We start from the raw sequence: 24,468 nt of genomic DNA, 5'->3' as shown, positions 1-24,468 counted from the left end.
CCACCCTGAACTTTGTGATCAAGCGTCCCATCCCATAGGAGTGAAATCAGTCGTGACCGACATCCAACGTCTATCCACCGCTGACGCCGATTTCCGCACACGGCTCGACGCGCTTCTTGCCTGGGAGTCGGTTTCCGATGATCGGGTCGGACAGATCGTCGCCGAGATCATCCGCTCGGTACGCGCCCGTGGCGATGCTGCCCTGCTGGATTACACCACTCGCTTCGACCGCTGGACGCCCGTCTCGCCGGCCGCGCTGGAGATCCCGCGCGCACGACTGGAGGAGGCGTGGCAGTCCATTCACACCGCGCAGCGCGAGGCGCTGGAACAGGCGTCAGCACGCATCCGCGCCTATGCCGAACATCAGAAGCTCGCAAGCTGGAGCTACCGCGAGCCGGACGGCACCCTGCTCGGTCAGCAGGTGACGCCGCTTGATCGCGCCGGGCTCTATGTCCCCGGCGGTAAGGCGGCCTATCCCTCGTCGGTGCTGATGAACGCCATCCCGGCCAAGGTCGCGGGGGTGGGCGAGCTCATCATGGTGGTGCCGACCCCGGACGGCGAACTCAACGATCTGGTGTTGGCCGCCGCGCATATCGCCGGGGTGGATCGCGCCTTCGCCATCGGCGGGGCACAGGCGGTCGCGGCGCTGGCCTATGGCACCGCGACCATCCCCGGCGTGGACAAGATCGTCGGTCCCGGCAACATCTATGTGGCGACCGCCAAGCGCGCCGTCTTCGGTCAGGTCGGCATCGACATGGTCGCCGGCCCGTCCGAAATCCTGGTGATCTGCGATGGGGCGACCGACCCCGACTGGATCGCGATGGATCTCTTCTCGCAGGCCGAACACGACGAGGACGCCCAGTCGATTCTGGTGAGTTGGGATGGCGATTTTCTCAATCAGGTCGCGGCCAGCATCGACAAACTGCTGCCAACCATGGAGCGTGCGCCCATCATCTCCTCCGCACTCAACAGGCGCGGCGCACTCATCCTGGCGCGCAATCTGGATGACGCCATCGCGGTTGCCAACAGCATCGCGCCCGAGCATCTGGAGCTCTCGATTGAAGACCCCGAATCCATCGTCGGGCGCATCCGTCACGCCGGGGCCGTCTTCATGGGCCGTTATACCGCTGAGGCGCTCGGCGACTACTGCGCCGGGCCGAACCATGTTCTGCCGACCTCGCGCACCGCGCGTTTTTCCTCGCCGCTCGGGGTCTACGATTTCCAGAAGCGATCCAGTCTCATCCAGGCCTCGCGCGCCGGTTCAGCCGAACTCGCCAGGATCGCCTCGGTGCTGGCGCGCGGCGAAGGTCTGACGGCGCATGCACGCTCGGCTGAATATCGTGGAGAGGATGTCTGATGAATGATCTGATCGCCGAACTGGTCCGCCCCGAGATCCGCGCGCTGCGGGCCTATCATGTCCCCGAAGCGGCCGGACTCATCAAGCTGGACGCCATGGAAAACCCCTATGTCTGGCCCGAGGCGCTCAAGTCCGACTGGCTTGACGCGCTGCGCGCGGTCGAGATCAACCGCTATCCCGATCCCCAAGGGCAGGCGCTCCAGGCCGCGCTGCGCGAGGCGATGGACATCCCGGACGACATGGGTCTGCTGCTCGGCAACGGCTCGGACGAGATCATCCAGATGCTGGCCATGACGGTCGCCCAGCCGGGACGCAAGATCCTGTCGCTGGAGCCCGGTTTCGTCATGTACCGGATGATCGGGCTCTTCGCCGGCATGGAGCATGTCGGCGTGCCGCTCGCGACGGACGATTTTTCCATTGATCTGCCCGCCGTGCTGGAGGCCATTGAGCGCGAACAGCCGGCGCTGATCTATCTCGCCTATCCCAACAACCCGACCGGCAACCGCTTCGACGCCGACGACATGGTCCGCATCATCGAGGCCGCGCCCGGTCTGGTGATCGTCGATGAGGCCTATTCGCCCTTCACCGACGCCAGTTTTCTCGGCCTGATCGGCGACTGGCCGAATCTGCTGGTGATGCGTACCGTCTCCAAGATGGGTCTGGCCGGGCTGCGGCTCGGCTATCTGGTCGGTCCGCCGGCCTGGATCGAGCAGATCGACAAGGTTCGTCTGCCCTATAACGTCAACGTCCTCACCCAGGTCTCGGCAACCTTCGCGCTCAGACACAAGGCCGTGCTGGACGAGCAGACCCACGCCATCCGGGTCGAGCGCGGCCATCTGTTCGAGGCGCTGCACCGCATCCCCGGCATTCACGCCTATCCGAGCGAGGCCAATTTCATCCTCATCCGCATGGCGGACGGCACGGCGGACGCCATCTTCGCCGGACTCAAGGAACGCGGGATTCTCATCAAAAACCTCAACGGAGCACATCCGCAGCTCAAAGACTGTCTGCGGGTGACGGTCGGCCTGCCGGAGGAGAACGCCGCCTTCATCGCCGCCCTGACCGCACTGGTCAGCGCAGGCGGGTAGCGCCGGTCAGTCCGTCATAGCCGCGCTGAACGCCATAGGCAAGCAGGATGCCAGCAGGCAGTCCGACCGCCATGAGATAAAGCGCCTGAACCCATCCCTGCTCCGGAAAATACATCCCGATTAACGCCTGGAAGACGAGTCGGTGACACAGGTAGAGACCGAAGCTCGTATAGGCGAGAAAGGCGATGGTCGGACCATGGAGCCGACCGGCGATCCGGTCGGCCAGGACGAACAGCGTCAGGGCGCCGATCAGAATCAAGGGCACGATGGTCAGGGCGCCGCTCACTGACCATTCGTTGCCGATCCGGCTCAACGGAAGCATCAGCAACAGGAGCAGCCGCAACGGCCACTGGTTGTCCGTCAGAAAACCCCTGAGCGCCGGTTGTCGCTGGTAAAAAATGCCGAGCGCGAAGACGGGCAGATACATGAGGATCCGCAGGTCGATGGTCTGAATCAGCCGATGCTGGACAATCAGCGCCAGCATCAGCAGAGCGACGGCGAGCAGCATCCAGACAGGGCGATCCGCCAGCCGGATCAGCGGCGGCGCAAGCAGATAAAAGGCCATGATCATGGTGACGAACCAGAGCGTCGGCATGGCCGGCGGGTCGAACATCGAGATCAGAAAGATGCCGTCGATGACCTGCCCGAGACTGGCGAGACCGGCCAGTCCGAAGAGGATCAGGGCCAGCAGATACAGCGGATAGATGCGCAGCAGCCGGCGCCGGTAGAAGGTGCCGAGTCCAGACGGATCGAGCGTCACCGGCTGGCGTCCGAGCAGAAAACCGGAACAGAAGACGAAGGTTCCGAGCGCGATGTATTTCAGCGCCTCGGTGAACCAGTTGGCGTATCCCGGCAAGGCGGTCGTATAAGGCATCAGATGCCAGTAGCCAACGATGTAGAAAATACAGAGGACGCGGAGCACATCCACGCCCCTGTTACGGGATCCGGCTGATTTCAGGCGATGTCCGGGAACGACACTCGCCACAAATCAGACCCCGCAGCATTTCTTGGCTTTTTTCCCCGAACCGCAGGCGCAGGGATCGTTGCGATTGACCTTCGACACCCGCACCGGCGGCGATTTGGGATTCATCTGACTGCCCTGATACAGCCACAGGCCGTCTTCGCGACGAAAATCGGCCAGTTCGTGCTGCATCATCTTCCGCCCCTGCAAACGGTAACGGAACACGAATTCCACCTGTCCGGTCTCGTCCTCAACCCCGCCATCCACGACCTGACGGATCTCCAGTCCCAGCCAGGTCGTCTCATCGGCCACCTGCTCGGCATCCGCGCGATTGAAGGCTTCGCGCGCCTCAGACGTGGCGGTGCGTTCGAGATGATCCAGATTGCCGACCGCATAGGCGGCATAGCGCGAGCGCATCAGCGCCTCAGCCGTTGGCGCCGGTTGACCGGCCAGAATCGGCTCGCAGCAGGCAGCGAATTCAAGACCGGAACCGCAGACACAGACAGACATCGATAACACTCCTGAAAAATGGTTCTTGTCGAGCCCCCTGCCCCACAGCGGGGATCGCGAGGATCGGATAACGAGGGCGGCGATCTTGTTCGTATTGCGTGCCGGCTGTCAATGGAACACCCGCAGCGAAGGACATGTTTGAATGCCTCTGCACATGTGGTTGTGCAAAGGGCGCGGCACGAGCCAGTACTTGAGGCGCCTGAATCCTCGCCCGCCCGCTGCTACAATGCGCCCCCGGTCTGCCAGACAATCGACCAATAACGATCCAGCGGCATAAGGGGAACGCGAGGATGCGGAACGAACGTGTGATGCGGTTACGCAACGAGCTGGAGGCGCGGCTATTAGAATTCTCGGTGTGGGCGACGCTCCTGATCGCCGGGCTCGGGGTTGCCTTTGGGCTCATGGCGCGCTCTCCTGCGATCCTCTTCGACGGTCTCTTTTCGCTGGCTGATGTCGCCATCACCTGGCTGACCCTCAAGGTCGCCCGACTGGTCGCCATGCAGGGCGATGACCGCCGCTTCCAGTACGGTTTCTGGCATCTGGAGCCACTGGTCATCGCCCTGAAATCCTCAGTGCTCATCGCCCTGGTCGCTTATGCCTTTCTGAGCGCGGTGAACAGTCTCCTGAAGGGCGGCTATGAGCCGGAGTTCGGGCTTGCCCTGAGCTATGCCGCCCTGGTCGCCCTGATCTCCTTCGGCATGTGGTGGTGGCTGGGACGTCAGGCCGAGCGCATCGATTCAGCCCTGGTCGGATTGGATTTGAAGGCGTGGCTGCTGTCGGCGCTGATCACCACCGCGCTCCTGATCGCCTTCGGCGCGGCGCTGCTCATGCGCGGGACCGCCGCCGAGGGCTGGATCCGCTTCATCGATCCGCTGGTGCTGGCAATCGTCACCCTGGTCCTGCTGCCCCTGCCCTTTCGCGAGGCGCGCGACTCCTATCGCGAGATCCTGCTCATCAGTCCGCCCGACACGGACGCGCAAGTGCGCGCGGCGATGGCTGAATTCGTCCGCCGTCACGGCTTCCTGGACTACCGCAGTTATCTTTCCAAGACCGGTCGCGCCTGCTTCATCGAGATCTCGGTCCTGGTGCCCTCCGATCTCAGTCTGCCCATCACGGCGTTCGACGCCATGCGCGCGGAGATCGGCGAGGCCATCGGCTGCGCCGGGCCGGATCGCTGGCTCACCATCATCTTTACTGCCGATCCCGAACACTTATAGCTTTTTATCGGGCCACCGAGGCCGTCTGACCGGAATCCCCGCGTCTCCCGGAACCCGCCTACAGCCAGCCGCCGCGCCGGAAGCGCCACAGCATGAAGCCGGCGATGCCCAGACAGACGGCCCAGAACACCGGATAGGCGGCTTGCCAGTGCGTTTCGGGCATCGGGATGTTCATGCCATAGACGCCGGCCAGAAAGGTCAAAGGAATGAAGATGGTGCCGATGATGGTCAGCACCTTCATGATGTCGTTGGTGCGGTTGGAGACGACCGAGACATAGGTCTCGGCCACGGCGCTGGCGATCTCGCGGTAGGTCTCGATCAGATCGATGATCTGCACGCAATGATCGTAAACATCGCGAAAATAGGTCTGGGTGATCGCCGACAGACATTCGTGATGCTCGCGCTGGAGCTGTGATACCAGTTCGCGCATCGGCCAGGCGGTGCGGCGGATCATCACCAGATCGCGCTTGATCAGATGCAGCGCGTGCAGGCTCTGGGTCTCGGGACAGGTGAGGACGGCCTCCTCGGCCATCTCCAGCCGTTCCGAACTGGCGTCGAGCAGCGGAAAAAAGCGATCGACCAGGGCATCGATCAGGGCATAGAGCAGGAAACTGGCATCGTGCTGGCGCACCCGCGAGCGCGGATTGTCCAGCCGCTGCCGAATCTCGTTGATGGCCGGACTGGAGGTCTGCTGAAAACTCAGGAGCGTGTTGCGCCCCAGAAAAAAGCCGATCTGCTCGGCCAGCATCTGATCCTCCACCAGACGCACGCCGCGCGCCATGACGAAGAGCCGTCCGGGCAGCTCGCCAATCGCCGGAAAATCCTCCAGCTTGGGGCGATGCCCGCCGTCCAGAACATCCTCAATCGCCAGCGGATGCAGTTGATATTTCTCCGCCAGCGCGCGAACGACACGGCGATCCTGCAAACCTTCGACATGAATCCAGCGCACCTGGGTCCAATCGGGGCGATGGTTGGTCAGAAAGGCGGCGATGTCGCCGACCTCCTGGACCTGGATCCGCTCGGGGCTGTAGTCGATGCAGCAGACCCGCGCTGGCGCGCTGTTTGCGCTCTGCGTCAGCTCATGGTATTCGATGCCGGCAGGCAGTCCCGGCTGGGAGCGCTTGACGCGCGGCAGGCGCGTGCGTGCGCGTGCGGCATGCTTGCGCCGTGGGCTGTGATTGGGAGGGGTGACGGGGTCGCGCATGATGTTGTGATCTGGTCGCCAGATGGAGAGGCGGCCACTATCGGCTGTGCGGGGTCCAGGATCAAGTTTGCCGCCTGCCGCGGATCTCACGCTCGACCCGGCTCGCCCTGCGCCAACTGGACGGGCATCCCGCCGTCCGGCAGGTGCATTCGCGCGCCCTCGATTCCTTTTTTGTCGGCTCGCATCGCCGCTGCGATCCAGCCCGGCAAGCGTCCACGTTTAGGCTGGATTTCTGGCGGCGGCGGGGAGTAGGATGCAAAATCCATGCGAGTCACAGCCAGACGTTTTCCGCTCATGTCCCTAATCAAGTCCCAACAGCGTGTCACCGACCACGGGGAGGTCTTTACCCCCGCGTGGATGGTCGATGCCATGCTCGACCTCGTCAAGGACGAATCGGAGCGCATCGACTCCCGTTTTCTTGAACCGGCGTGCGGAAGCGGGAATTTTCTGGTTTGCGTCCTGCAACGCAAGCTCGCTGCCGTCGAACTCAAATATGGCCAATCGGATTTCGAGCGGCGGCACTTTGCGTTGTATGCGCTGATGTGCATCTACGGTATCGAACTGCTGGCGGACAACATCGCCGAGTGCCGCGCGAACCTGTTGGACATCTTCGCCGAGTACCTGAATATCGAGACGTCGGACGACCTGTACCGGGCAGCGTTTTACGTGCTCTCGTGGAATCTCGTCCATGGCGACGCCCTGAAAATGCTGGCCAGCGATGGACAACCGATCACCTTTGCGGAATGGGGCTATCTCGGTAAGGGCAAGTTTCAACGGCGCGATTTCAATTTTGAGGTGCTGACCGGTTCGTCCGCCTTCAGCGCAGAAGGCTCGCTCTTCGCTCACCTCGGCAAGCACGAAATTTTTACACCGACCAAAACCTATCCGCCAATGACGGTGAACGATCTGGCCTCCTTGCATCTGGAAGCGACGGGATGACTGAACAGGCGAGTTTTTCGTTGCGGGGGCGCAATCCCGACGTGCTGACCTGCATTGCGAATCTATCCAACGACGAAGTTTTTACGCCGCCCGAGTTCGCTAACCGGATGTTGGATACGCTGGCCGAAGCCTGGGCGAGCAGCCATGACGGAGCGAATCTCTGGGCCGATAAAACAGTACGCTTTCTCGATCCCTGTACGAAGTCGGGCGTCTTCCTGCGCGAGATCGCCAGCCACCTCGTCAAGGGACTGGCGGACGAGATGCCCGACCTCCAGGCCCGCGTCGATCACATCCTGACCCGGCAGGTGTTCGGCATCGGCATTACGCATCTGACCAGCCTGCTGGCGCGGCGCAGCGTGTATTGCTCGAAGCAAGCCAATGGGGCGCATTCCGTCGCCAAGGGCTTTGACAGTGAGGCGGGCAACATCTGGTTCGAGCGCGTCGAGCATGTCTGGGTCAATGGCAAATGCACCTTCTGTGGGGCCAGCCAAAGTGCCCTTGACCGTGGGGAAGAACTGGAAACCCACGCCTATGCGTTCATCCACACCAATGACATCAAGGCTCGGGTGTCCGAGTTGTTTGGAGACGACATGCAGTTCGACGTGATCATTGGCAATCCGCCCTACCAGTTGGCCGATGGCGGCTATGGCACGAGTGCCGCGCCGATTTATCAGTTGTTCGTGGAGCAGGCGCTTGAACTCGAACCGCGCTACGCGGTATTCGTGACGCCGTCGCGCTGGATGGCAGGCGGCAAGGGGCTCGATAAATACCGGCAGAGGATGCTGTCGGACAAGCGTATGCGGCAGATCGTGGACTACCCGAAGCTCTACGAGGGCTTTCCGGGGGTGAAGATTCGTGGCGGTATCTCCTATTTTCTGTGGGATCGCGACTATCAGGGGCCGTGCACGGTGCAAACGATCTGGGACGGACAGCCGACGGGGCCAGCGGTGGCTCGTTACCTCGATTCCTATGACATTCTGATTCGGCGCAATGAGGCGGTGCCAATTTTGGAGAAGGTCAGGGCGAAGGAGGAGCCGACGTTAGATGCTCGCGTATCCAGCCGTAAGCCATTTGGGCTGGCGACGAACTTCAAGGGCAAGCCTACTAAAGCGGGCTTGAAGAAACCGATACAGCTCTTCGAGAACCAGCGTACCGGTTGGATTGAGCGCACGACGATTGCTGTCAATTCGGCGTGGATTGACGAGTGGAAGGTGCTGATGACAGCCGTTCAGGGAACAAGCGCGGCGGTTGAGACCAAATTCCTCAGTAAGCCCATCATTGCCGAGCCGGGTACTGCATGTACTGAAACCTACCTCGTTGCCGGCCACTTCGATGACGAGACAGAAGCCATCAACTACGCAAAATATCTGCGAACACGCTTTGTCAGGTTTCTGGTTTCTCTCCGCAAGGCCACGCAGCACGCCACGCGCGACGTATACGCATTCGTACCAGACCTTCCCCTCAACCAAGAATGGACCGACGCCAAGCTCTACAAGCGGTACGGGCTGACCAAGGACGAGATCGCCTTCATCGAATCGCAGGTCGCCGAGCACGACAGCGAACTTTTCGATGAAGCCGTCCCAGACGAAGCCGAAAATGAGTAAGCCAAAGCAGACGATTCCTGCGGAGCAGCCCGACGCGCTCTTTGGGCGCGTCGTCTCCATCCTTGATCAGGCGCGGGGCAATGTCGTCCGGGCGGTGAACACGAACATGGTGCTCGCCTACTGTTTGATCGGGCGCGAGATCGTGGAGGAATTGCAGCAGGGCGAGCAGCGGGCGGGGTACGGCAAGCAGGTTCTGGAAACCTTGTCCGGGCACTTGGCGCAGCGCTACGGTCATGGTTTTTCCGTACCCAATCTCCAGAACTTCAGAAAGTCTTACCTTGTTTACAGTACGAGAGCGATCGCGGCAGCACCAATACAGTACCCGACGGGTACTGAATTGATCCCGCCCCGGAAAATCCACCCGGCGGGTGGAGAATCTGGAGCGCCCTTGAGCGAACAGTCGCCGTCGAGGATAAGCCACCCGGCGAGTACCGGCTCCCCGCACGGCTTCTCGCTTCAGCTTCCTTAAGGACAGTGCCGATGAATAAACCCATCGACGAAACTTCAGCCCAGAACCCGGCCACGAGCGCCGCGCCCTTGCTGGGCCAGTTGCGCCAGTTGATCGCACAGGCGCGCACCCAGGCACTGCGTGCCGTGGACAGTATTCAGGTGCGCACCTGCTGGGAAATCGGCCGTCACATCGTCGAATTCGAGCAGGGCGGGCAGGCACGCGCTGCGTATGGCAAACGGCTCTTGCCCATGCTCGCCGAGCAACTGACGCACGAGTTCGGCAAAGGCTTCGACGCCTCCAATCTACGCTATATGCGGCTGTTTTATCTCGCTTTTCCAAAGTGTGACGCGCTGCGTCACGAATTAAGCTGGACGCACTATCGCCTGCTGACGCGCTTGGACAACGAAGCGGCACGCCTGTGGTACATGCACGAGTCCGCCGAACAGAACTGGAGTTCGCGCGCGCTGGAGCGGCAGATGGGCACGCTGTATTACGAGCGTCTGCTACTCAGCCAGGACAAGGCGGCGGTAGCCGACGAGGCGCGGGAACATCTGGCGCGTCTGCAACATTCGCCACGCGCGTTCGTCCGCGATCCGGTCATGCTGGAATTTTTGGGCTTGCCGAGCGCGGGCCGCGTGCTGGAATCCAGCCTGGAACAGGGCTTGATGGACAAACTGCAAGCCTTTCTGCTGGAACTGGGCAAGGGGTTCGCCTTCGTCGCACGCCAGCAGCGCGTCAGCACCGAGAGCAAGGATTTCTACATCGACCTGGTGTTCTACAACTACCTGCTCAGATGCTTCGTGCTGATCGACCTGAAAACCGGCGAGCTGACCCATCAGGACATCGGCCAGATGGACATGTATGTGCGCATGTACGACGACCTGAAGCGCAACGAGGGCGATAACCCGACGGTCGGCATCCTGCTGTGCGAGGCCAAGGATCATTCAGTGGTGCGTTACTCCGTGCTGAACGGCAGCGAACAGTTGTTCGCCAGCCGCTACAAGCTGGTGTTGCCCACGGAAGAAGAACTTCGCACGGAGATTGAACGCGAAAGCGAGGCGCTGCGTCTTGCTCTGGCGCTTGAAAAAGAGCGTGACGCGGATGAATAAGCCCGTCGAAGAAATCCTCGCGCCTAAACCAGAAGCCCGGCCGCGCATCTACGCCTACTCGATTGCCGACGCGGCGCACAAAGGGCTTCTCAAGGTCGGGCAAACCACACGCGACGTGAAGCAGCGTGTCGCCGAGCAGCTCAAGACCGCCGCCATCAAGAACTACCGGATCGAACTCGACGAATCCGCCGAGCGCGACGACGGCGGCATTTTCAGCGATCACGAAGTGCGCGCGGCACTGGTCAGGAAGGGCTTCGCAAACGTCCAACTGGAATGGATGCGCTGTACGGTCAAGGACGTGAAAACCGTGCTCACCGATTTGCGCACCGGCCAGCGGTTCGCGGGAACGCATCACGAAACCTTCCCGATGCGCCGCGAGCAGGCCGAGGCGGTGAACAAAACGTTTGACTACTACCAGTCGATCCGGGCAGAAAAACAGAACGCCGCGCCGCGCTTTCTCTGGAACGCCAAAATGCGTTTCGGCAAAACCTTCACCACCTACCAACTCGCCAAAAAACTCGACGCCAAGCGCGTACTGGTGCTCACCTTCAAACCCGCCGTCGAAGACGCCTGGCAGACCGACCTCGAAAGCCATGCCGACTTCGACGGCTGGCAATATCTGTCGCGCTCATCCGGCAGCGACCCGACGCAGATCGACCACGCAAAACCCGTCGTCTATTTCGGTTCATTTCAGGATCTGCTCGGCCGCGATGCCGCCGGCAACATCAAGCCGAAGAATGAATGGATCCACACGGTGAACTGGGATCTGGTGGTATTCGACGAATACCATTTCGGCGCCTGGCGCGAGACCGCCAAGGAATTGTTCGAGGGCGAAGAGGACGCCGTCGCGAAAAAGGAGGCCGGGCTCGAATACGCCGGGGGGCTGACGGACATGAACGAAGACCTCGCCGTGCTTTCGGAGCAGGAAGCCGCGTTCCTGCCGATCACCACGCGGGCGTATCTTTACCTGTCCGGCACGCCCTTCAAGGCGCTGGCGACCGGCGAGTTCATCGAAGAGCAGATTTTCAACTGGACCTATACCGACGAGCAGCGTGCCAAGGAGGCGTTCGCCGCCAAGCATCCGGGGCAGCGGAACCCCTACGGGGCTTTGCCGCAGATGCGCTTGCTGACGTATCAGATGCCGGATGAACTACTGGTGATTGCGAGCGACGGGGAATTCGACGAGTTCGACCTCAACGCTTTCTTCGAGGCATCGGGGACCGGCAAAGCGGCAAAGTTCACGCACAAGAGCGATGTGCAGAAGTGGCTGGACATCATTCGCGGCGGCTACATGGCCAAATCGATCGAGCACCTGAAGACGGGTACGCGGCCCCCATTCCCGTATTCCGATGTGCGTCTGTTGCCGTACCTGCAACATGCGTTCTGGTTTCTGCCCAACGTCGCGGCCTGCCATGCGATGGCCAGTCTGCTCGCGGAAAAGCACAACACTTTCTGGCATGACTACAGGGTGATCGTGGCAGCGGGCGCTCAAGCGGGCATCGGACTGGAAGCGCTGCCGCCCGTGCGTCAGGCCATCGGCAGCGGCTTCGAGACCAAGAGCATCACGCTCTCCTGCGGCAAACTCACCACCGGCGTGACGGTCCCGCAGTGGTCATCGATCCTGATGCTGCGCAATCTCAAGTCGCCTGAGACCTACTTCCAGGCGGCGTTCCGCGTGCAATCGCCCTGGTCCATCAAGAATCCCAACGGCGACAATCCGCACGAGGAGGACATCCTCAAGCCGGTCTGTTTCGTGTTCGACTTCGCGCCGACCCGCGCCCTGCGGCAGCTTTCCGAGTACGGCATCGGCCTGTCGCCCAACGAGTCGAATCCAGAGAACGCCGTCAAGGATCTCGTGTCTTTCCTGCCCGTACTGGCTTACGACGGCGCGAACATGACGCAGATCGACGCGGGCGGCATCCTCGATATCGCGATGGCGGGCACCTCGGCCACGCTACTGGCGCGCAAGTGGGAGAGCGCACTGCTGGTGAACGTGGATAACGGCACGCTGCGGCGCATCATGGACAACCCCGAGGCGATGGCGGCCGTGGAGCGCATCGAGGGCTGGCGCGCGCTGGGCGACAACATCATCGAGACCATCATCAACAAGAGCGAGAAGGTCAAGGCGCTCAAGAACAAGGCGAAGGAAAAGGATTTGTCGGACAAGGAGAAAAAGGAACTCTCCGCCGAGGAGAAGGAATACAAGTCCAAGCGCAAGCTGGTGCAGGAAAAACTGATCAAGTTCGCCACCCGTATTCCGGCGTTCATGTACCTCACCGACTTTCGCGAGAACACGCTCCAGGATGTCATCACCCAACTGGAACCGGATTTGTTCCGTGCCGTCACCGGCCTGACGGTGAAGGAATTCAGTAAGCTCGTCGAGCTTAAGGTGTTCAACACCGAACAGATGAACCAGGCCGTTTTCGCGTTCCGACGTTATGAAGATGCGTCGCTTCGCTACACGGGCATTGAGAGCCATGAGGGGCTGACCCATTACGGGCTTTACGATACCGTCGTGGCGACAGATTAAAGGGCAAAGCAACAAGGCAAATCCAGCCGACGCCCGTACCTCGCATGGCTGTGACAGGTGTCAAAATTCATTACGCGATGTTTCTCAGTTGTTAGCTAAACCGCGTCCAGTGCGACATGCGTCATTTTCATTTTGTGTTTAGCTTTGGCGATGTCATCGATCTCAGTGGAGACGCGGTTTAAAATTTATATTTTTTAATATCTTAAACCGCGCCCGCGCGAACGGTCGTCGATTCTGCCAAGGCCGACTCAATCCCCAACGATCACATACCGCACTGGGCGCGGTTTAACACGAGGCATAGTATGGGTCAGCTCTTCCGCATCACCGGCTTTCTGTCCTACATCCTGATGATCTTTCTCAATGCCTTCGTGGATCTGGGGCACAAGATCGTCATCCAGAACACCGTCTTCAAAACGCATGACGGCGATGCGCAGATCCTGCTGACGGCCATCGTCAATGCGCTGATTCTGCTCCCCTTCGTGCTGCTGTTCACGCCGTCCGGCTTTCTCGCTGACCGTTTCCCGAAGCATCGAGTGATGCGCGCCAGCGCCTGGGTCGCGGTCGCGCTGACCCTGGCGATCACGCTCTGCTATTACCTGGGCTGGTTCTGGCTGGCCTTCGGCATGACCTTTCTGCTGGCGGCGCAGAGTGCCATCTATTCGCCAGCCAAATACGGCTATATCAAGGAACTGGTCGGCAAGGAACCGCTGGCCGCCGCCAATGGCTGGGTGCAGGCCACCACCACCACGGCGATCCTGGCCGGGATCTTTTTCTTTTCGATTTTGTTCGAGGGTCGTCTGGCCGGAGCCCGTTTCGGCACACCCGACGAGATCATGCACCTGATCGCCCCGCTCGGCTGGGTGCTGGTGGGCTGTTCATTGATGGAGGTCTTCATGGCCTACCGTCTACCGCAAACCACCCCCGGCAATGACATGCCGTTCGACTGGCGCGAATACCGCAGCGGGCGCTATCTGCGGCTGAACCTCAAAGCCGCCTGGGACAATCAGGTCATCTGGCTGTCGATCGTGGGACTGTCGGTCTTCTGGTCGATCTCGCAGGTGATGCTGGCGGTCTTTCCGGCCTTCGCCAAGGAAACGCTGGGCGAACACAACACCGTGGTCATCCAGGGCATGCTGGCCTGCTCGGGGATCGGCATCATCCTCGGCTCCATCGTCGCCGGGCGCGTCTCGCGTCATCACATCGAGACCGGGCTGATCCCGGTCGGCGCCATCGGCATCGCGGCGGCGCTCTTCATCCTGCCGGGGCTCGGCTCGGCCTGGGCGCATGGGCTCAACTTTCTGGCGCTCGGTTTCCTGGCCGGACTCTTTCTGGTGCCGCTGAATGCGCTGATCCAGTTCAATGCCGGCGAGGACGGACTGGGGCGCGTGCTGGCGGCCAACAATTTCGTCCAGAACATCCTGATGCTGAGTTTCCTCGGAATCACGGTGGCGGCGGCATTCGTCGAGGTCGGCAGTCTGGCGCTGATGATCGCGCTCGGTGTGATTGCCCTGCTCGGCGCGTTTTACACGCTCTATCAACTGCCGCAATCGCTGGTGCGCTTTCTCATCGCGCGGGTCATGGCGACCCGTTACCGGCTGCATGTCATCGGACTCAACAATCTGCCGGCGCAGGGCGGCGTGCTGCTGCTCGGTAATCATGTGAGCTGGGTCGATTGGGCGATGGTGCAGTTGGCAAGCCCGCGCCCGGTGCGCTTCGTCATGGAACGCTGGATCTATGAACGCTGGTATCTGCGCCGCTTTCTGGATTTCTTCGGCGTGATCCCGATCTCGCGCGGACGCAGCCGCGAGGCGATCAAGACCGTCGCCCGGCTGCTGGAGGCGGGCGAAGTGGTCTGCATCTTCCCCGAAGGCACCCTGAGCAAGAACGGCCAGCTCTCCGAGTTCAAGCGCGGCTTCGAGCTGTCGGCGCGCGAGGCCGGATCGGGCGTCATCCTGCCCTTCTATCAGCGCGGTCTCTGGGGCAGCCGTTTCTCCTATGCCAGCGCCAAGCTCAAGGCCAATCGCGGCGAAGGGCGTGTGCAGGATGTGATCGTCGCCTTCGGTCCACCACTGCCGCGCGACGCCAGTGCCGAGCGGGTCAAACAGGCGGTGATCGAACTCTCGGTGACCTCCTGGCACAGCCATGTCGCGACTCTGCCGACCCTGCCCCACGCCTGGCTCGCCAGTGTCAAACGCGACCTCGGGCGCGTGTCCGTCATCGACTCCATCGGCACGACCCTGACCAACCGGCGTCTGCTCACGGCGGTGCTGCTGTTTACCGGCAAGGTGCGGCGACTGACGCCGGAGCCGGTTGTCGGCATCCTGCTGCCCGCGAGCAGCGCCGGGGCCATCGCCAATCTGGCCGCGCTCATGGCCGGCAAGACGGTGGTGAACCTCAACTACACCGCCAGCGCCGAGTCACTGCGGGCCGGCGTCGAGAAAGCCGGCATCCGCCATGTCATCACCGCCGACCGCTTTCTGCGCAAGCTCGAACAGCGCGGGATCGATCTCAACGCCACGCTGCCGGATGTGACCCTGCACCCAATGGAAGGCCTGCGCGCCAGCATCGGCCCGCTGCGTGCGCTGACCATGCTCGGCGTCGCCAGTCTGCTGCCCGCACCGCTGCTGCGCGCATTCTTCGCCCGCCCGAGCAAGGCGGACGACACGGCGGCAATCCTCTTCTCCAGCGGCAGCGAGGGCACACCCAAGGGGATCGAACTCACCCATCGCAACATCATGGCGAACGTGCGCCAGATCTCGGATGTGCTCAACACCGAGCAGGACGACATCATCCTTGCCAATCTCCCGCTCTTTCATGCCTTCGGCCTGACCGCGACCACCTTCCTGCCGCTGCTCGAAGGCATCCCCATGGTCTGCCATCCCGACCCGACCGACGCGCCGGGCACCGCCAAGGCCGTCGCCCGCTATCGCGCCACCGTGCTGTGCAGCACCTCGACCTTCCTGCGGCTCTACACCCGCAACAAACGGGTGCATCCGCTGATGCTGCAATCGCTGCGGATCGTCGTCGCCGGGGCCGAAAGATTGGGGCCGGAAGTGCGCGAGGCCTTTGCGCTCAAGTTCCACAAGCCAATCTACGAGGGTTATGGTGCGACCGAGACCACGCCGGTGGCGAGCGTCAACGTCCCCGATGCGCTGGAGACCGACACCTGGAAGATCCAGACCGGCTCGCGCCCCGGCACCGTCGGCATGCCGCTGCCCGGCACCAGCTTCCGCATCGTCGATCCGGCGACCCTGGAGGCGCTGCCGGTGGGCGAGGACGGCCTGATCCTGATCGGCGGCGTGCAGGTCATGAAGGGTTATCTGAAGGATCCGGAGAAGACCCAGGAGGCCGTCGTCGAACTGGACGGCCAACGCTGGTACAAAACCGGCGACAAGGGCCATCTGGACGCCGACGGATTCCTCACCATCGTCGATCGCTATTCGCGCTTCGCCAAGCTCGGCGGCGAGATGATCAGCCTGAGCGCGGTCGAGGAACAGGTCAGACGGGCGCTCGGGATGCCCGAACTGGAGGTCGCGGCGGTCAATCTGCCCGACGAGCGCAAGGGCGAGCGCATCCTGCTGCTGACCGCCGAAGACATTGACACCGACCTGCTGCGCCGACGTCTGCTGGAGATCGGCGTCAATCCACTGAGCATCCCGGCGCAGGTGATGCGGGTTGAGGCGATTCCCAAGCTGGGTAGCGGCAAGACTGATTTTGGGGCGGTGCGGCGGCTGGCGGTGGGGGGATAGGGTACGTTTGGTCAGGCCGGTGAGGGCGACGGCGGTGCAGAGGCTGATCAGATGCATCGACAACTTTAAGCGGCTTTCGCCAATGTCATGCGAATTTCCAGCATCTCGAACGGCACCTTAATCCTGTCGTCATCTCCGCGCTCGATCAAACCAAGCTCGATCAAGCGTCGGCTATCGGTCAGCACATCGGCCTCATGGCGCCCTGTTGCCTTGGCTAGCGTGACAAGGCCGCATGGTCCGAGACGGGCCAAGGCATCGAGCAGGTCCAGGCGTGCCGGGGTGATGTCGGAAAATAGCGTGTGTGCGGATTCGAAGCTCAGAACATAGTCGGCATTGCCGCCGGCTGCCAGATCGGCCAAAGCCGCATCGAACACTTGGCCTGCATGCGCAATATCGATAATCGCTTTCATCGCCTCCACCTCGCTACATCTGCCCGGAATACACTGTCTGGCTCGGAGCGTTGAGCGGCTGGCGGCGAGCCGTCCGCTGTCGATATAACGCCAGAGGGTGCGTTTGGTCAGGGGTTGATCGCCATCATATGATTGGGGCACCACCCATGGCTCAACCTCCCGCCTCACGCCGGATCAGCCGTCTCTGCCAAAGCCGCCAACAACATCCGGCGCTCGATGTCATTCAGCGCCGCATCCAGGGCGGGCGGATCTCCCGCTGCCCGCCGTTGACGTCCCGCCGGACTGAGCAAAAACGCCATCAGATCCTCCGCGAGCGGATGCCCTTTCGCCGCCGCCTGACTCAGCCACATCAGCCCGGTATCGACATCGCGGCTGATCCCCTCGCCGGACAGATAACACCGCCCCAGAAAGCACATCGCATCCGCATAAAACTGTCGCGCGGACAGCGTGAACCAGGGAATCGCCGCAGCCGGTCGGTCGGCATTGAGCAGCAGGATGGCAAGATCGCATTGGGCCACCGCATCGCCCCGATCAGCGGCAACAAGGATGGCGCGATCCTCCGGTTCCAGCGGCAGCGAGGACAACGGCAGCACATCATCCAGATTCAAGCGCGTTTCTTCCCCCGGTTCGTGTGTGCCGAGGGTGGAGACACCGCCTTCGTTGATGCGGCGCCACAGGGTGCGCCGACTCAATCCAGTGATCGTGATCGCGGTGCTCAGGCGAATCGAAGGCATCTCGTTACTCTCGCTGAATCAGAAAGGTCAAACCCATCAGACCAGCGAGTCTATCCCAACACCAGACGTCAATGAACCGCCCGCATGGCACAGGGGGTGTGCCATCGCCTCAGTTGGCACGGGAGTGGGTGTGCCATCATCCCGGTTGGCACAAGGGGAGGTGTGACATCGGATCTGACTCAACAGACCCGTGGCGGGCGGCGAGTGCGGCCTATCCAGCAACTGCGAGGCTTCATGGGTGTCGCGGGTTACATCCTGAAGATTGGCATGCTCGCTGCCTTAGCCCGCTCGGGGGACTTCGACAGCGCAGTAAGCCGTATCAGACCGCCACCCAGTCTCCCTCAACAGTTAAAGTTTCATCCATTGCGGAGAGCGTTATGAAAAAGCATCAACAGGGCTTTACCTTGATCGAACTCATGATCGTGGTCGCGATCATTGGTATTTTGGCGGCGATTGCGATTCCTGCTTATCAGGATTACCTCATCCGTGCCCGTGTGACTGAAGGTCTGTCGCTCGGCTCCGCAGCAAAGGCAACAGTCGCCGAAAATGCCTATTCAGGCACGGTGTCGGCTGATTTGGGATGGACCCCTCCAGGCACGACTGAAAATCTTTCTGCTGTATCGGTCGATGCTTCCACCGGTGTCATCACTATTTCCACATCCGACAAGGCTGGCGCCGTAGTCCTGACTCTGAGCCCGGATCCGGTCTTTGTGGCAGACACGCCCAACCTGACCGCAGACAAGATGACATGGACGTGCAAGGTTTCTGATGCCACAAAGGCGAAGTACGTTCCAGCGAACTGCCGCTAATACGAGCGTTGTGGGTCGGGTTACGACCAGAGGCAGATGGTGCGCTTTTGAGCGTTGAAAATGCTCTGATTCTCAAACCCGAAACACCATCGTGTGCACCTACAAGCGCCCCACTGACTGGGGCGTTTGTGGTTTTTGTTTCATAGTTGCGGGCAATTCAACTTATGTACCCTGATCGCTGGCTTCCCGCACTGGTCATCTTCGCCGTCGTCCTGGCCGCTCTGACGTACTGGCCCGCCATCGACGGCCAATATGTCTGGGACGATTGGCAATTATTTGCCAACAACCCGGCTCTCCGCATACCCGATCTGTTGTGGCAGACTTTATTTGAACCAATTCTGCCAGGAACAGCCTACATTCGACCCGTTGCCCTGGCTTCCTTTGCCTTGGAATTTCGCCTGGCCGGGGTCGATTCAGCCATTTCGCATGCTGTAAACATCGGCCTGCATCTTGCCAACTCCCTGCTGGTTGGTCTGATCGTGATCCGCTTAACGGCGAACGGAGAATTCACGGCAAGGGCTTGGCGAGTCCTGCTCGCGACCTTGTTTTATTCCCTGCACCCGGCACTGATCGAGCCTGTCACCTGGATTTCTGGCCGCTTTGATCTGCTGGTTACTTTTTTTATATTGCTCGCCATCTGGGGTTATCTTGGGTTTGATGGCTGGCGCCGCGATTTGTGGGTCAGCATCTGCTTTTTGCTCGCCGCCCTCAGCAAAGAGATGGCGGCAACATTGCCCGTGCTGCTGCTATTGATCTATTTGGGGCAACAAGGCTTCCGCAGATCCTGGAGCGCATTAACGATCTCGTTCTTCCAATCGCGAGAATGGCGTCTTTATGCATTATTAGCCGCAACCGCCGTACTGGTATTGATACTGCGGCATGTTCTTCTCGGGCAAATCACCAGTCGCGATCAGGGCGTCAACGCAGGGTTCGAGGATGTTTGGCACCACGCTGGTTTTGTCGGCCAAACACTGCTCTTTTACATCAAGATGAGTCTGTGGCCTTTCACTGATATCAACCCGCAACATCCATTCAACGTCATCGACATGAGCCGCAGCGCGCGCTGGCTCGGCATCGCGTCTCTTACCGTCGGTCTCCTTGCACTCGCATTGCTGATCAAGAGCCGTCGCTGGTCAGCCGTTCTGCTGGCCGGCTGGGGCATCGCGCTGCTGCCTGTCCTCAATATTCTGCCGATACCCATCGGCGGCAGTATCGGCCATGAACGCTTCCTGACACTGCCACTGGTTTTTCTCGCCTTAAGTGCTGCAACGCTGCAACTGCAATCCATTCAATTATCGCCTTCCATGCATCGCAGCCTGCCTATCCTGGCAGGCATGCTGGCGGCACTGATCATCATCTCCGCCATCGCCAATATCAGGGTGACCATTCCATTATGGAATAACGAGCTAAGCCTCTGGGCATGGGCCGATTCCCGGAACCCGAATGTGCCCGCCATTCAAAATAACTATGCCGCGTCCGCCCTGCGCTTCAACGACATTCCAAGAGCAGATTTGATCTTGAAAAGGGTTGATGAGTTTTATGAAAACAACCATGAAAAAACACCGGAGCGTCAGCGTGCAATCGCAAAATTACTGAAAGGCGAGTACCACCTGAAAATAAACGAACCTGAGAAAGCGCTGACGCTGTTTCACGACACCTTAAAGATGAGTCCGACACCACCCCATCAATTCATTCAATCGATGGGGATTTCCGAGCTTGACATTGAATCCATAAGCGGTTTTGACGCCGCATTCTTCTATCGCTCTATTTATACTGACTTCGCTACAGCTCATTTAATGCTCGGCAAATTTAACGAGGCCTTTTCTGACGCTCGTACAGTGTTGCTATATGCACCAACTTATCCCAGCGGATGGCTGCTAAAAGCCCTTTCGCTATACGGGCTTGACCGATGGGAAGACGCTGAAGCCGCTTTTGCGCAAGCTGTTGCTTATTTCATTCCCGATGCGAAAGAGGATGCACAGTCAAGACGCGCCCAGGTGCTTAGCCAGGTTTGTGCTTTGCCCACGGCACCAAAAGATGTCTGCGCCCACTGGAAAACCGAACTCGAACGCACAAAACCATAGCGAGCAGAAAAGCCAAAAATGAAAGCCGTCATCCTGGCCGGCGGACTCGGCACCCGACTCAGTGAGGAAACCCAGCTCAAGCCGAAACCCATGGTGGAGATCGGCGGGCGCCCGATCCTCTGGCATGTGATGAAGATCTATTCCGCGCACGGCATCAATGATTTCGTGATCTGTCTCGGCTATCGCGGCTATGTCATCAAAGAATATTTCGCCAACTACTTCCTGCACATGTCGGACGTGACCTTCGACATGGCCTGCAATCGCATGGAAGTCCACGAACACCACGCCGAGCCCTGGCGGGTGACGCTGGTCGATACCGGCGAGGCGACGCAGACCGGAGGCCGTCTGGGGCGCGTGCGTCGCTATGTCGAGCACGACGAGGATTTCTGCTTCACCTACGGGGATGGTGTCGGTGACATCGATATCGGCGCGAGCATCGCCTACCATCGCGAGCAGCGGGTTCTGGCCACCGTGACCGCCGTCACGCCACCAGGCCGCTTCGGCGCCATTGAGCTGACGGCGGATCGCGTCGTGTCATTCAAGGAAAAGCCGCACGGCGATGGCGGTCTGATCAACGGCGGCTTCTTCGTGCTGAAACCAGCCGTGCTCGATCTGATCGATGGCGATCATTGCGCCTTTGAAGCGGGTCCGATCGAAACGCTCGCCCGTGGCGGTCAGCTCACCGCCTGGCATCATCGCGGTTTCTGGCAACCCATGGATACGCTGCGCGAAAAGAACCTGCTCGAAGACCTCTGGGCGACTGGTCGCGCACCCTGGAAGATCTGGTCATGAACGTATCGTTCTGGTCCGGTCGGCGCGTTTTCATCACCGGGCATACCGGTTTCAAGGGCGGCTGGCTGTCGCTGTGGCTGCAATCGCTGGGGGCCGATCTGGCCGGATATGCCCTGGCGCCTCCCACCCGTCCGAGTCTGTTCGAACTCGCCGCCATCGGCGAGCACATGACCTCGACCATCGCCGACATCCGCGACCCTGACCGGCTCGCTGCCGCACTCGCCGCCCATCGCCCGGAGATGGTCTTCCATCTGGCGGCGCAACCGCTGGTGCGGGCCTCTTACGCGGATCCGGTCGGCACCTTCGCCACCAACGTCATGGGCACGGTGCATCTGCTGGAGGCCGTGCGCCAGACGACCAGCGTCCGCGCCGTGGTCAACGTCACCAGCGACAAGTGCTATGACAACCGCGAATGGGTGTGGGGCTACCGCGAGAATGACCCCATGGGCGGCCATGACCCCTACAGCAGCAGTAAAGGCTGCGCCGAACTCATCACCCGCGCCTGGCGCGATTCCTATTTCAATCCGGCGGACCATGCCGGGCACGGCGTCGCCCTGGCCAGCGTCCGCGCCGGCAATGTCATCGGCGGCGGCGACTGGGCCGAAGATCGGCTGATTCCCGATCTGCTGCGCGCCCTCGCGGCGGGCCGCCCGGCGATCATCCGTCATCCGCAGGCGATCCGTCCCTGGCAGCATGTGCTGGAGCCGCTGTCAGGCTATCTGCGGCTGGCCGAAAAGCTGTTGACTGCCGGAACGGCCTTTGCCGAGGCCTGGAATTTCGGACCTGACGACCGCGACAGCCGCCCCGTGCAGTGGCTGGCCGACCGCCTGACCACCGCCTGGGGCGAAGGCAGTCACTGGCAGTGCGACGATGCCCCGCAGCCCCATGAGGCGCACAGTCTTCGGCTGGATTGCGCCAAAGCCAGACAACGCTTAGGCTGGACGCCCCGCTGGCCGCTGACCGAAACCCTCGCCCGCATCGTTGCCTGGCAGCGGGCGCTGGATGCTGGAAACGACATGCGCGCCTGGTCGCTGGCGGAGATCGCTGACTACCAAACAGATTCGGGAGGCTGACATGCAAGCCGTCAAAGCCGTTTACCGTCATGGCCGCATCCAGTTGCTTGAGCCTTTGACCGACATCGAAGATGCCGAGCTGTTAGTGATCGTGCTTGATCGGGAAGGAAAAACAGGGATACCCGCATCGATCTTTCAGGGTATCGCCAAGGATTCCGAACAGGATTTTCAGGCGCTCGGGATGGCCGGCTTTTTTGCGACCGACGATGACAGCGACGTGGATTGGGAGCAGGCGTTCGATGTTAAAGCCCGGTGATATCGTGCTGCTGGATTTTCCGTACACCAACCGCGCCGGCAGCAAGGTGAGGCCGGGTGTCGTGATTTCGGTTAACGACGAACGTCATGCCGGGGATGTTCAAGTTGCGTACATGACATCTGAAGTCGATGCCTATGCCTTCGACCCCTTTGCCGTTGCCATCGGCAATGCCGATCTGGCAGAAGGCGTGCTGCGATTGGACAGTGTCGCGCGGGTCGATAAGATCATCACGTTACAGGCTAGCCAGTGCCGCCCGGTCGCCCGCCTGAATGCCGCCAAACGCGGAGAGTTGTTACGCAAAGCCACAGCGCATCGTGTCAAGGGGTTCGCGGAAGCTGGCATAACACCCCGCCCCTTCGAGCCCGGCGTCACCCCCATCCCGCCCGCCGGCAAGGTGATCGGCGCCCCGGAAATGCAGAACATGGTCGAGGCCGCACTCGACGGCTGGCTGACCACCGGACGCTTCAATGCCGCCTTCGAGTCGCGTCTTGCCGAGATACTCGGCGTGCGCCATGTCCTGACGACGAATTCGGGTTCATCGGCCAACCTGCTCGCCTTCACCGCGCTCACCTCACCCACGCTCGGCGCGCGCGCCCTGCGTCCCGGCGACGAGGTCATCACCGTTGCCGCCGGCTTTCCAACCACGGTCAACCCGATCCTGCAGAACGGCTGCGTGCCGGTCTTCGTCGATATCGACATCCCGACCTACAACATTGATGTCAACAGGATCGAGGCCGCGCTCGGGCCGCGCACCCGCGCCATCATGCTCGCGCATACGCTCGGCAACCCCTTCGCGTTGGCAGAGGTCACCCGCATCGCACGCGAGCATCATTTGTGGTTGATCGAGGATTGCTGCGATGCGCTCGGCTCGACCTATCAAGACAAGCTGGTCGGCACCTTCGGCGACATCGGCACCCTGAGCTTCTACCCCGCCCACCACATCACCATGGGCGAGGGCGGGGCGGTCTTCACCCGGAGCGGACGGCTGCGCAAGATCCTTGAATCACTGCGCGACTGGGGACGTGACTGTTATTGCGCACCCGGTTGCGACAACACCTGCGGCAAACGCTTCGACTGGCAGCGTGGCGCGCTGCCACCGGGCTACGACCACAAATACACCTATTCCCATCTTGGCTATAACCTCAAAATCACCGACATGCAGGCGGCCTGCGGGCTGGCGCAGCTTGATCGACTGCCGGATTTCATCGCCGCACGCAAGGCCAATTTCGCCTATCTCAGTGATCGCCTTGCACCGCTCGCTGATCGTCTGGAACTGCCGCGCGCCACGCCGGACAGCGACCCCTCCTGGTTCGGCTATCCGATCACGCTCAAACCCGAAGCAAATACCGCGCGGATCGATCTCATCAAATACCTGGACGAGCACAGGATCGGCACCCGCCTGCTGTTCGGTGGCAATCTGATCCGTCAGCCTTCGATGGCTGGGCGCGAATACCGCATCGCCGGTTCGCTCGAAAATACGGATCGGGTGATGAATGACACCTTCTGGATTGGTCTGTGGCCGGGGCTGATGCGGGAGATGCTTGATTACACCAGCGACAGATTCAGCCAATTCTTCGCCATAGGCAAATAG

General features: G+C 61.0%; 21 protein-coding genes. 15 read left to right on the top strand and 6 right to left on the bottom strand.

The window, feature by feature from the left end:
* Positions 1-52: 52 nt before the first annotated feature.
* On the top strand, positions 53-1,357 hold the full coding sequence (gene hisD / locus EDC35_RS12790) for a histidinol dehydrogenase (RefSeq protein ID WP_132977640.1): 1,305 nt from the start codon (positions 53-55) through the stop codon (positions 1,355-1,357).
* Positions 1,357-2,445 carry a histidinol-phosphate transaminase gene (hisC, locus tag EDC35_RS12785; RefSeq protein ID WP_132977639.1) on the top strand — a complete coding sequence of 363 codons (1,089 nt, stop codon included), beginning with the start codon at positions 1,357-1,359 and terminating at the stop codon, positions 2,443-2,445. Before hisD ends, hisC begins: the two co-directional genes overlap by 1 nt.
* On the opposite strand, the gene EDC35_RS12780 is transcribed toward hisC, so the two are convergent.
* A complete protein-coding gene (locus tag EDC35_RS12780; protein ID WP_243651640.1) occupies positions 2,429-3,367 on the bottom strand; it encodes an acyltransferase family protein in 939 nt (312 codons plus the stop codon). The two genes, hisC and EDC35_RS12780, sit on opposite strands and share 17 nt — an antisense overlap.
* 66 nt (positions 3,368-3,433) lie before the next feature.
* Positions 3,434-3,916 carry a YchJ family protein gene (locus EDC35_RS12775; protein WP_132977638.1) on the bottom strand — a complete coding sequence of 161 codons (483 nt, stop codon included), beginning with the start codon at positions 3,914-3,916 and terminating at the stop codon, positions 3,434-3,436.
* Between the two features lie 290 nt (positions 3,917-4,206).
* Here EDC35_RS12775 and EDC35_RS12770 point away from each other — a divergent pair, with 290 nt between their 5' ends.
* Positions 4,207-5,133, top strand: coding sequence for a cation diffusion facilitator family transporter (locus tag EDC35_RS12770; RefSeq protein WP_132977637.1), 927 nt, complete (start codon positions 4,207-4,209; stop codon positions 5,131-5,133).
* A 58-nt stretch (positions 5,134-5,191) separates the two neighbouring features.
* Here EDC35_RS12770 and corA read toward each other — a convergent pair whose 3' ends face one another.
* Entirely contained in the window at positions 5,192-6,337 is a 1,146-nt protein-coding gene (corA, locus tag EDC35_RS12765) for a magnesium/cobalt transporter CorA (RefSeq protein ID WP_132977636.1), read from the bottom strand.
* Positions 6,338-6,423: 86 nt separating this feature from the next.
* Complete coding sequence (locus EDC35_RS12760) at positions 6,424-6,633, bottom strand: hypothetical protein (RefSeq protein ID WP_132977635.1); 210 nt, start codon at positions 6,631-6,633, stop codon at positions 6,424-6,426.
* On the opposite strand from EDC35_RS12760, the gene EDC35_RS12755 reads away from it, so the two are divergent.
* The 6 genes from EDC35_RS12755 to EDC35_RS12730 all read left to right on the top strand — a co-directional run bounded on the left by EDC35_RS12755 (position 6,632) and on the right by EDC35_RS12730 (position 16,719).
* The gene (locus EDC35_RS12755) at positions 6,632-7,276 is read left to right on the top strand and encodes an N-6 DNA methylase (protein WP_132977634.1); all 645 of its coding nucleotides are present in this window, start codon (positions 6,632-6,634) and stop codon (positions 7,274-7,276) included. The genes EDC35_RS12760 and EDC35_RS12755 overlap by 2 nt on opposite strands.
* Positions 7,273-8,880 carry an Eco57I restriction-modification methylase domain-containing protein gene (locus EDC35_RS12750; RefSeq protein ID WP_132977633.1) on the top strand — a complete coding sequence of 536 codons (1,608 nt, stop codon included), beginning with the start codon at positions 7,273-7,275 and terminating at the stop codon, positions 8,878-8,880. The genes EDC35_RS12755 and EDC35_RS12750 overlap by 4 nt, the downstream gene beginning before the upstream one ends.
* Positions 8,873-9,349, top strand: a complete 477-nt coding sequence (locus EDC35_RS12745; RefSeq protein ID WP_132977632.1) for a DUF1016 N-terminal domain-containing protein — start codon at positions 8,873-8,875, stop codon at positions 9,347-9,349. The genes EDC35_RS12750 and EDC35_RS12745 overlap by 8 nt, the downstream gene beginning before the upstream one ends.
* A gap of 11 nt (positions 9,350-9,360) precedes the next feature.
* Entirely contained in the window at positions 9,361-10,440 is a 1,080-nt protein-coding gene (locus EDC35_RS12740; protein ID WP_132977631.1) for a PDDEXK nuclease domain-containing protein, read from the top strand.
* Entirely contained in the window at positions 10,433-12,970 is a 2,538-nt protein-coding gene (locus tag EDC35_RS12735; RefSeq protein WP_132977630.1) for a DEAD/DEAH box helicase family protein, read from the top strand. The genes EDC35_RS12740 and EDC35_RS12735 overlap by 8 nt, the downstream gene beginning before the upstream one ends.
* A gap of 302 nt (positions 12,971-13,272) precedes the next feature.
* Positions 13,273-16,719 (top strand): acyl-[ACP]--phospholipid O-acyltransferase, encoded by a 3,447-nt coding sequence (locus EDC35_RS12730; protein ID WP_132977629.1) that lies wholly within the window; start codon positions 13,273-13,275, stop codon positions 16,717-16,719.
* Between the two features lie 65 nt (positions 16,720-16,784).
* On the opposite strand, the gene EDC35_RS12725 is transcribed toward EDC35_RS12730, so the two are convergent.
* Positions 16,785-17,129 carry an HVO_A0114 family putative DNA-binding protein gene (locus tag EDC35_RS12725; protein WP_132977628.1) on the bottom strand — a complete coding sequence of 115 codons (345 nt, stop codon included), beginning with the start codon at positions 17,127-17,129 and terminating at the stop codon, positions 16,785-16,787.
* Positions 17,130-17,293: 164 nt separating this feature from the next.
* Positions 17,294-17,863, bottom strand: a complete 570-nt coding sequence (locus EDC35_RS12720) for a tetratricopeptide repeat protein (protein ID WP_132977627.1) — start codon at positions 17,861-17,863, stop codon at positions 17,294-17,296.
* A 377-nt stretch (positions 17,864-18,240) separates the two neighbouring features.
* Between EDC35_RS12720 and EDC35_RS12715 the strand changes: the two genes are divergently transcribed.
* The 6 genes from EDC35_RS12715 (at position 18,241) to rfbH (ending at position 24,468) form a co-directional block, all read left to right on the top strand.
* Positions 18,241-18,672, top strand: a complete 432-nt coding sequence (locus EDC35_RS12715; protein WP_132977626.1) for a pilin — start codon at positions 18,241-18,243, stop codon at positions 18,670-18,672.
* A gap of 164 nt (positions 18,673-18,836) precedes the next feature.
* Positions 18,837-20,756, top strand: coding sequence for a tetratricopeptide repeat protein (locus EDC35_RS12710; RefSeq protein WP_132977625.1), 1,920 nt, complete (start codon positions 18,837-18,839; stop codon positions 20,754-20,756).
* An 18-nt stretch (positions 20,757-20,774) separates the two neighbouring features.
* Positions 20,775-21,548: a glucose-1-phosphate cytidylyltransferase gene (gene rfbF, locus EDC35_RS12705; RefSeq protein WP_132977624.1), complete on the top strand. Its 774-nt coding sequence runs from the start codon at positions 20,775-20,777 to the stop codon at positions 21,546-21,548.
* On the top strand, positions 21,545-22,621 hold the full coding sequence (rfbG, locus tag EDC35_RS12700) for a CDP-glucose 4,6-dehydratase (RefSeq protein WP_132977623.1): 1,077 nt from the start codon (positions 21,545-21,547) through the stop codon (positions 22,619-22,621). Before rfbF ends, rfbG begins: the two co-directional genes overlap by 4 nt.
* Before the next feature lies 1 nt (position 22,622).
* Positions 22,623-22,877, top strand: a complete 255-nt coding sequence (locus EDC35_RS12695) for a hypothetical protein (protein ID WP_132977622.1) — start codon at positions 22,623-22,625, stop codon at positions 22,875-22,877.
* On the top strand, positions 22,861-24,468 hold the full coding sequence (gene rfbH / locus EDC35_RS12690) for a lipopolysaccharide biosynthesis protein RfbH (RefSeq protein ID WP_165903430.1): 1,608 nt from the start codon (positions 22,861-22,863) through the stop codon (positions 24,466-24,468). The genes EDC35_RS12695 and rfbH overlap by 17 nt, the downstream gene beginning before the upstream one ends.

The sequence above is a fragment of the Thiobaca trueperi genome (assembly GCF_004342175.1).
GTDB classification, from domain to species: domain Bacteria; phylum Pseudomonadota; class Gammaproteobacteria; order Chromatiales; family Chromatiaceae; genus Thiobaca; species Thiobaca trueperi.
This window is presented reverse-complemented; position numbering and strand designations above follow the sequence as displayed.

What these genes read in the sequence shown, in the direction of transcription:
- hisC (WP_132977639.1), top strand. Translation starts at nt 1,357, where the DNA reads ATGAATGATCTGATCGCCGAACTGGTCCGCCCCGAGATCCGCGCGCTG.
- EDC35_RS12775 (WP_132977638.1), bottom strand. Translation starts at nt 3,916, where the DNA reads ATGTCTGTCTGTGTCTGCGGTTCCGGTCTTGAATTCGCTGCCTGCTGC.
- EDC35_RS12770 (WP_132977637.1), top strand. Translation starts at nt 4,207, where the DNA reads ATGCGGAACGAACGTGTGATGCGGTTACGCAACGAGCTGGAGGCGCGG.
- corA (WP_132977636.1), bottom strand. Translation starts at nt 6,337, where the DNA reads ATGCGCGACCCCGTCACCCCTCCCAATCACAGCCCACGGCGCAAGCAT.
- EDC35_RS12755 (WP_132977634.1), top strand. Translation starts at nt 6,632, where the DNA reads ATGTCCCTAATCAAGTCCCAACAGCGTGTCACCGACCACGGGGAGGTC.
- EDC35_RS12760 (WP_132977635.1), bottom strand. Translation starts at nt 6,633, where the DNA reads ATGAGCGGAAAACGTCTGGCTGTGACTCGCATGGATTTTGCATCCTAC.
- EDC35_RS12750 (WP_132977633.1), top strand. Translation starts at nt 7,273, where the DNA reads ATGACTGAACAGGCGAGTTTTTCGTTGCGGGGGCGCAATCCCGACGTG.
- EDC35_RS12745 (WP_132977632.1), top strand. Translation starts at nt 8,873, where the DNA reads ATGAGTAAGCCAAAGCAGACGATTCCTGCGGAGCAGCCCGACGCGCTC.
- EDC35_RS12740 (WP_132977631.1), top strand. Translation starts at nt 9,361, where the DNA reads ATGAATAAACCCATCGACGAAACTTCAGCCCAGAACCCGGCCACGAGC.
- EDC35_RS12735 (WP_132977630.1), top strand. Translation starts at nt 10,433, where the DNA reads ATGAATAAGCCCGTCGAAGAAATCCTCGCGCCTAAACCAGAAGCCCGG.
- EDC35_RS12730 (WP_132977629.1), top strand. Translation starts at nt 13,273, where the DNA reads ATGGGTCAGCTCTTCCGCATCACCGGCTTTCTGTCCTACATCCTGATG.
- EDC35_RS12725 (WP_132977628.1), bottom strand. Translation starts at nt 17,129, where the DNA reads ATGAAAGCGATTATCGATATTGCGCATGCAGGCCAAGTGTTCGATGCG.
- EDC35_RS12720 (WP_132977627.1), bottom strand. Translation starts at nt 17,863, where the DNA reads ATGCCTTCGATTCGCCTGAGCACCGCGATCACGATCACTGGATTGAGT.
- EDC35_RS12715 (WP_132977626.1), top strand. Translation starts at nt 18,241, where the DNA reads ATGAAAAAGCATCAACAGGGCTTTACCTTGATCGAACTCATGATCGTG.
- EDC35_RS12710 (WP_132977625.1), top strand. Translation starts at nt 18,837, where the DNA reads ATGTACCCTGATCGCTGGCTTCCCGCACTGGTCATCTTCGCCGTCGTC.
- rfbF (WP_132977624.1), top strand. Translation starts at nt 20,775, where the DNA reads ATGAAAGCCGTCATCCTGGCCGGCGGACTCGGCACCCGACTCAGTGAG.
- rfbG (WP_132977623.1), top strand. Translation starts at nt 21,545, where the DNA reads ATGAACGTATCGTTCTGGTCCGGTCGGCGCGTTTTCATCACCGGGCAT.
- EDC35_RS12695 (WP_132977622.1), top strand. Translation starts at nt 22,623, where the DNA reads ATGCAAGCCGTCAAAGCCGTTTACCGTCATGGCCGCATCCAGTTGCTT.
- rfbH (WP_165903430.1), top strand. Translation starts at nt 22,861, where the DNA reads ATGTTAAAGCCCGGTGATATCGTGCTGCTGGATTTTCCGTACACCAAC.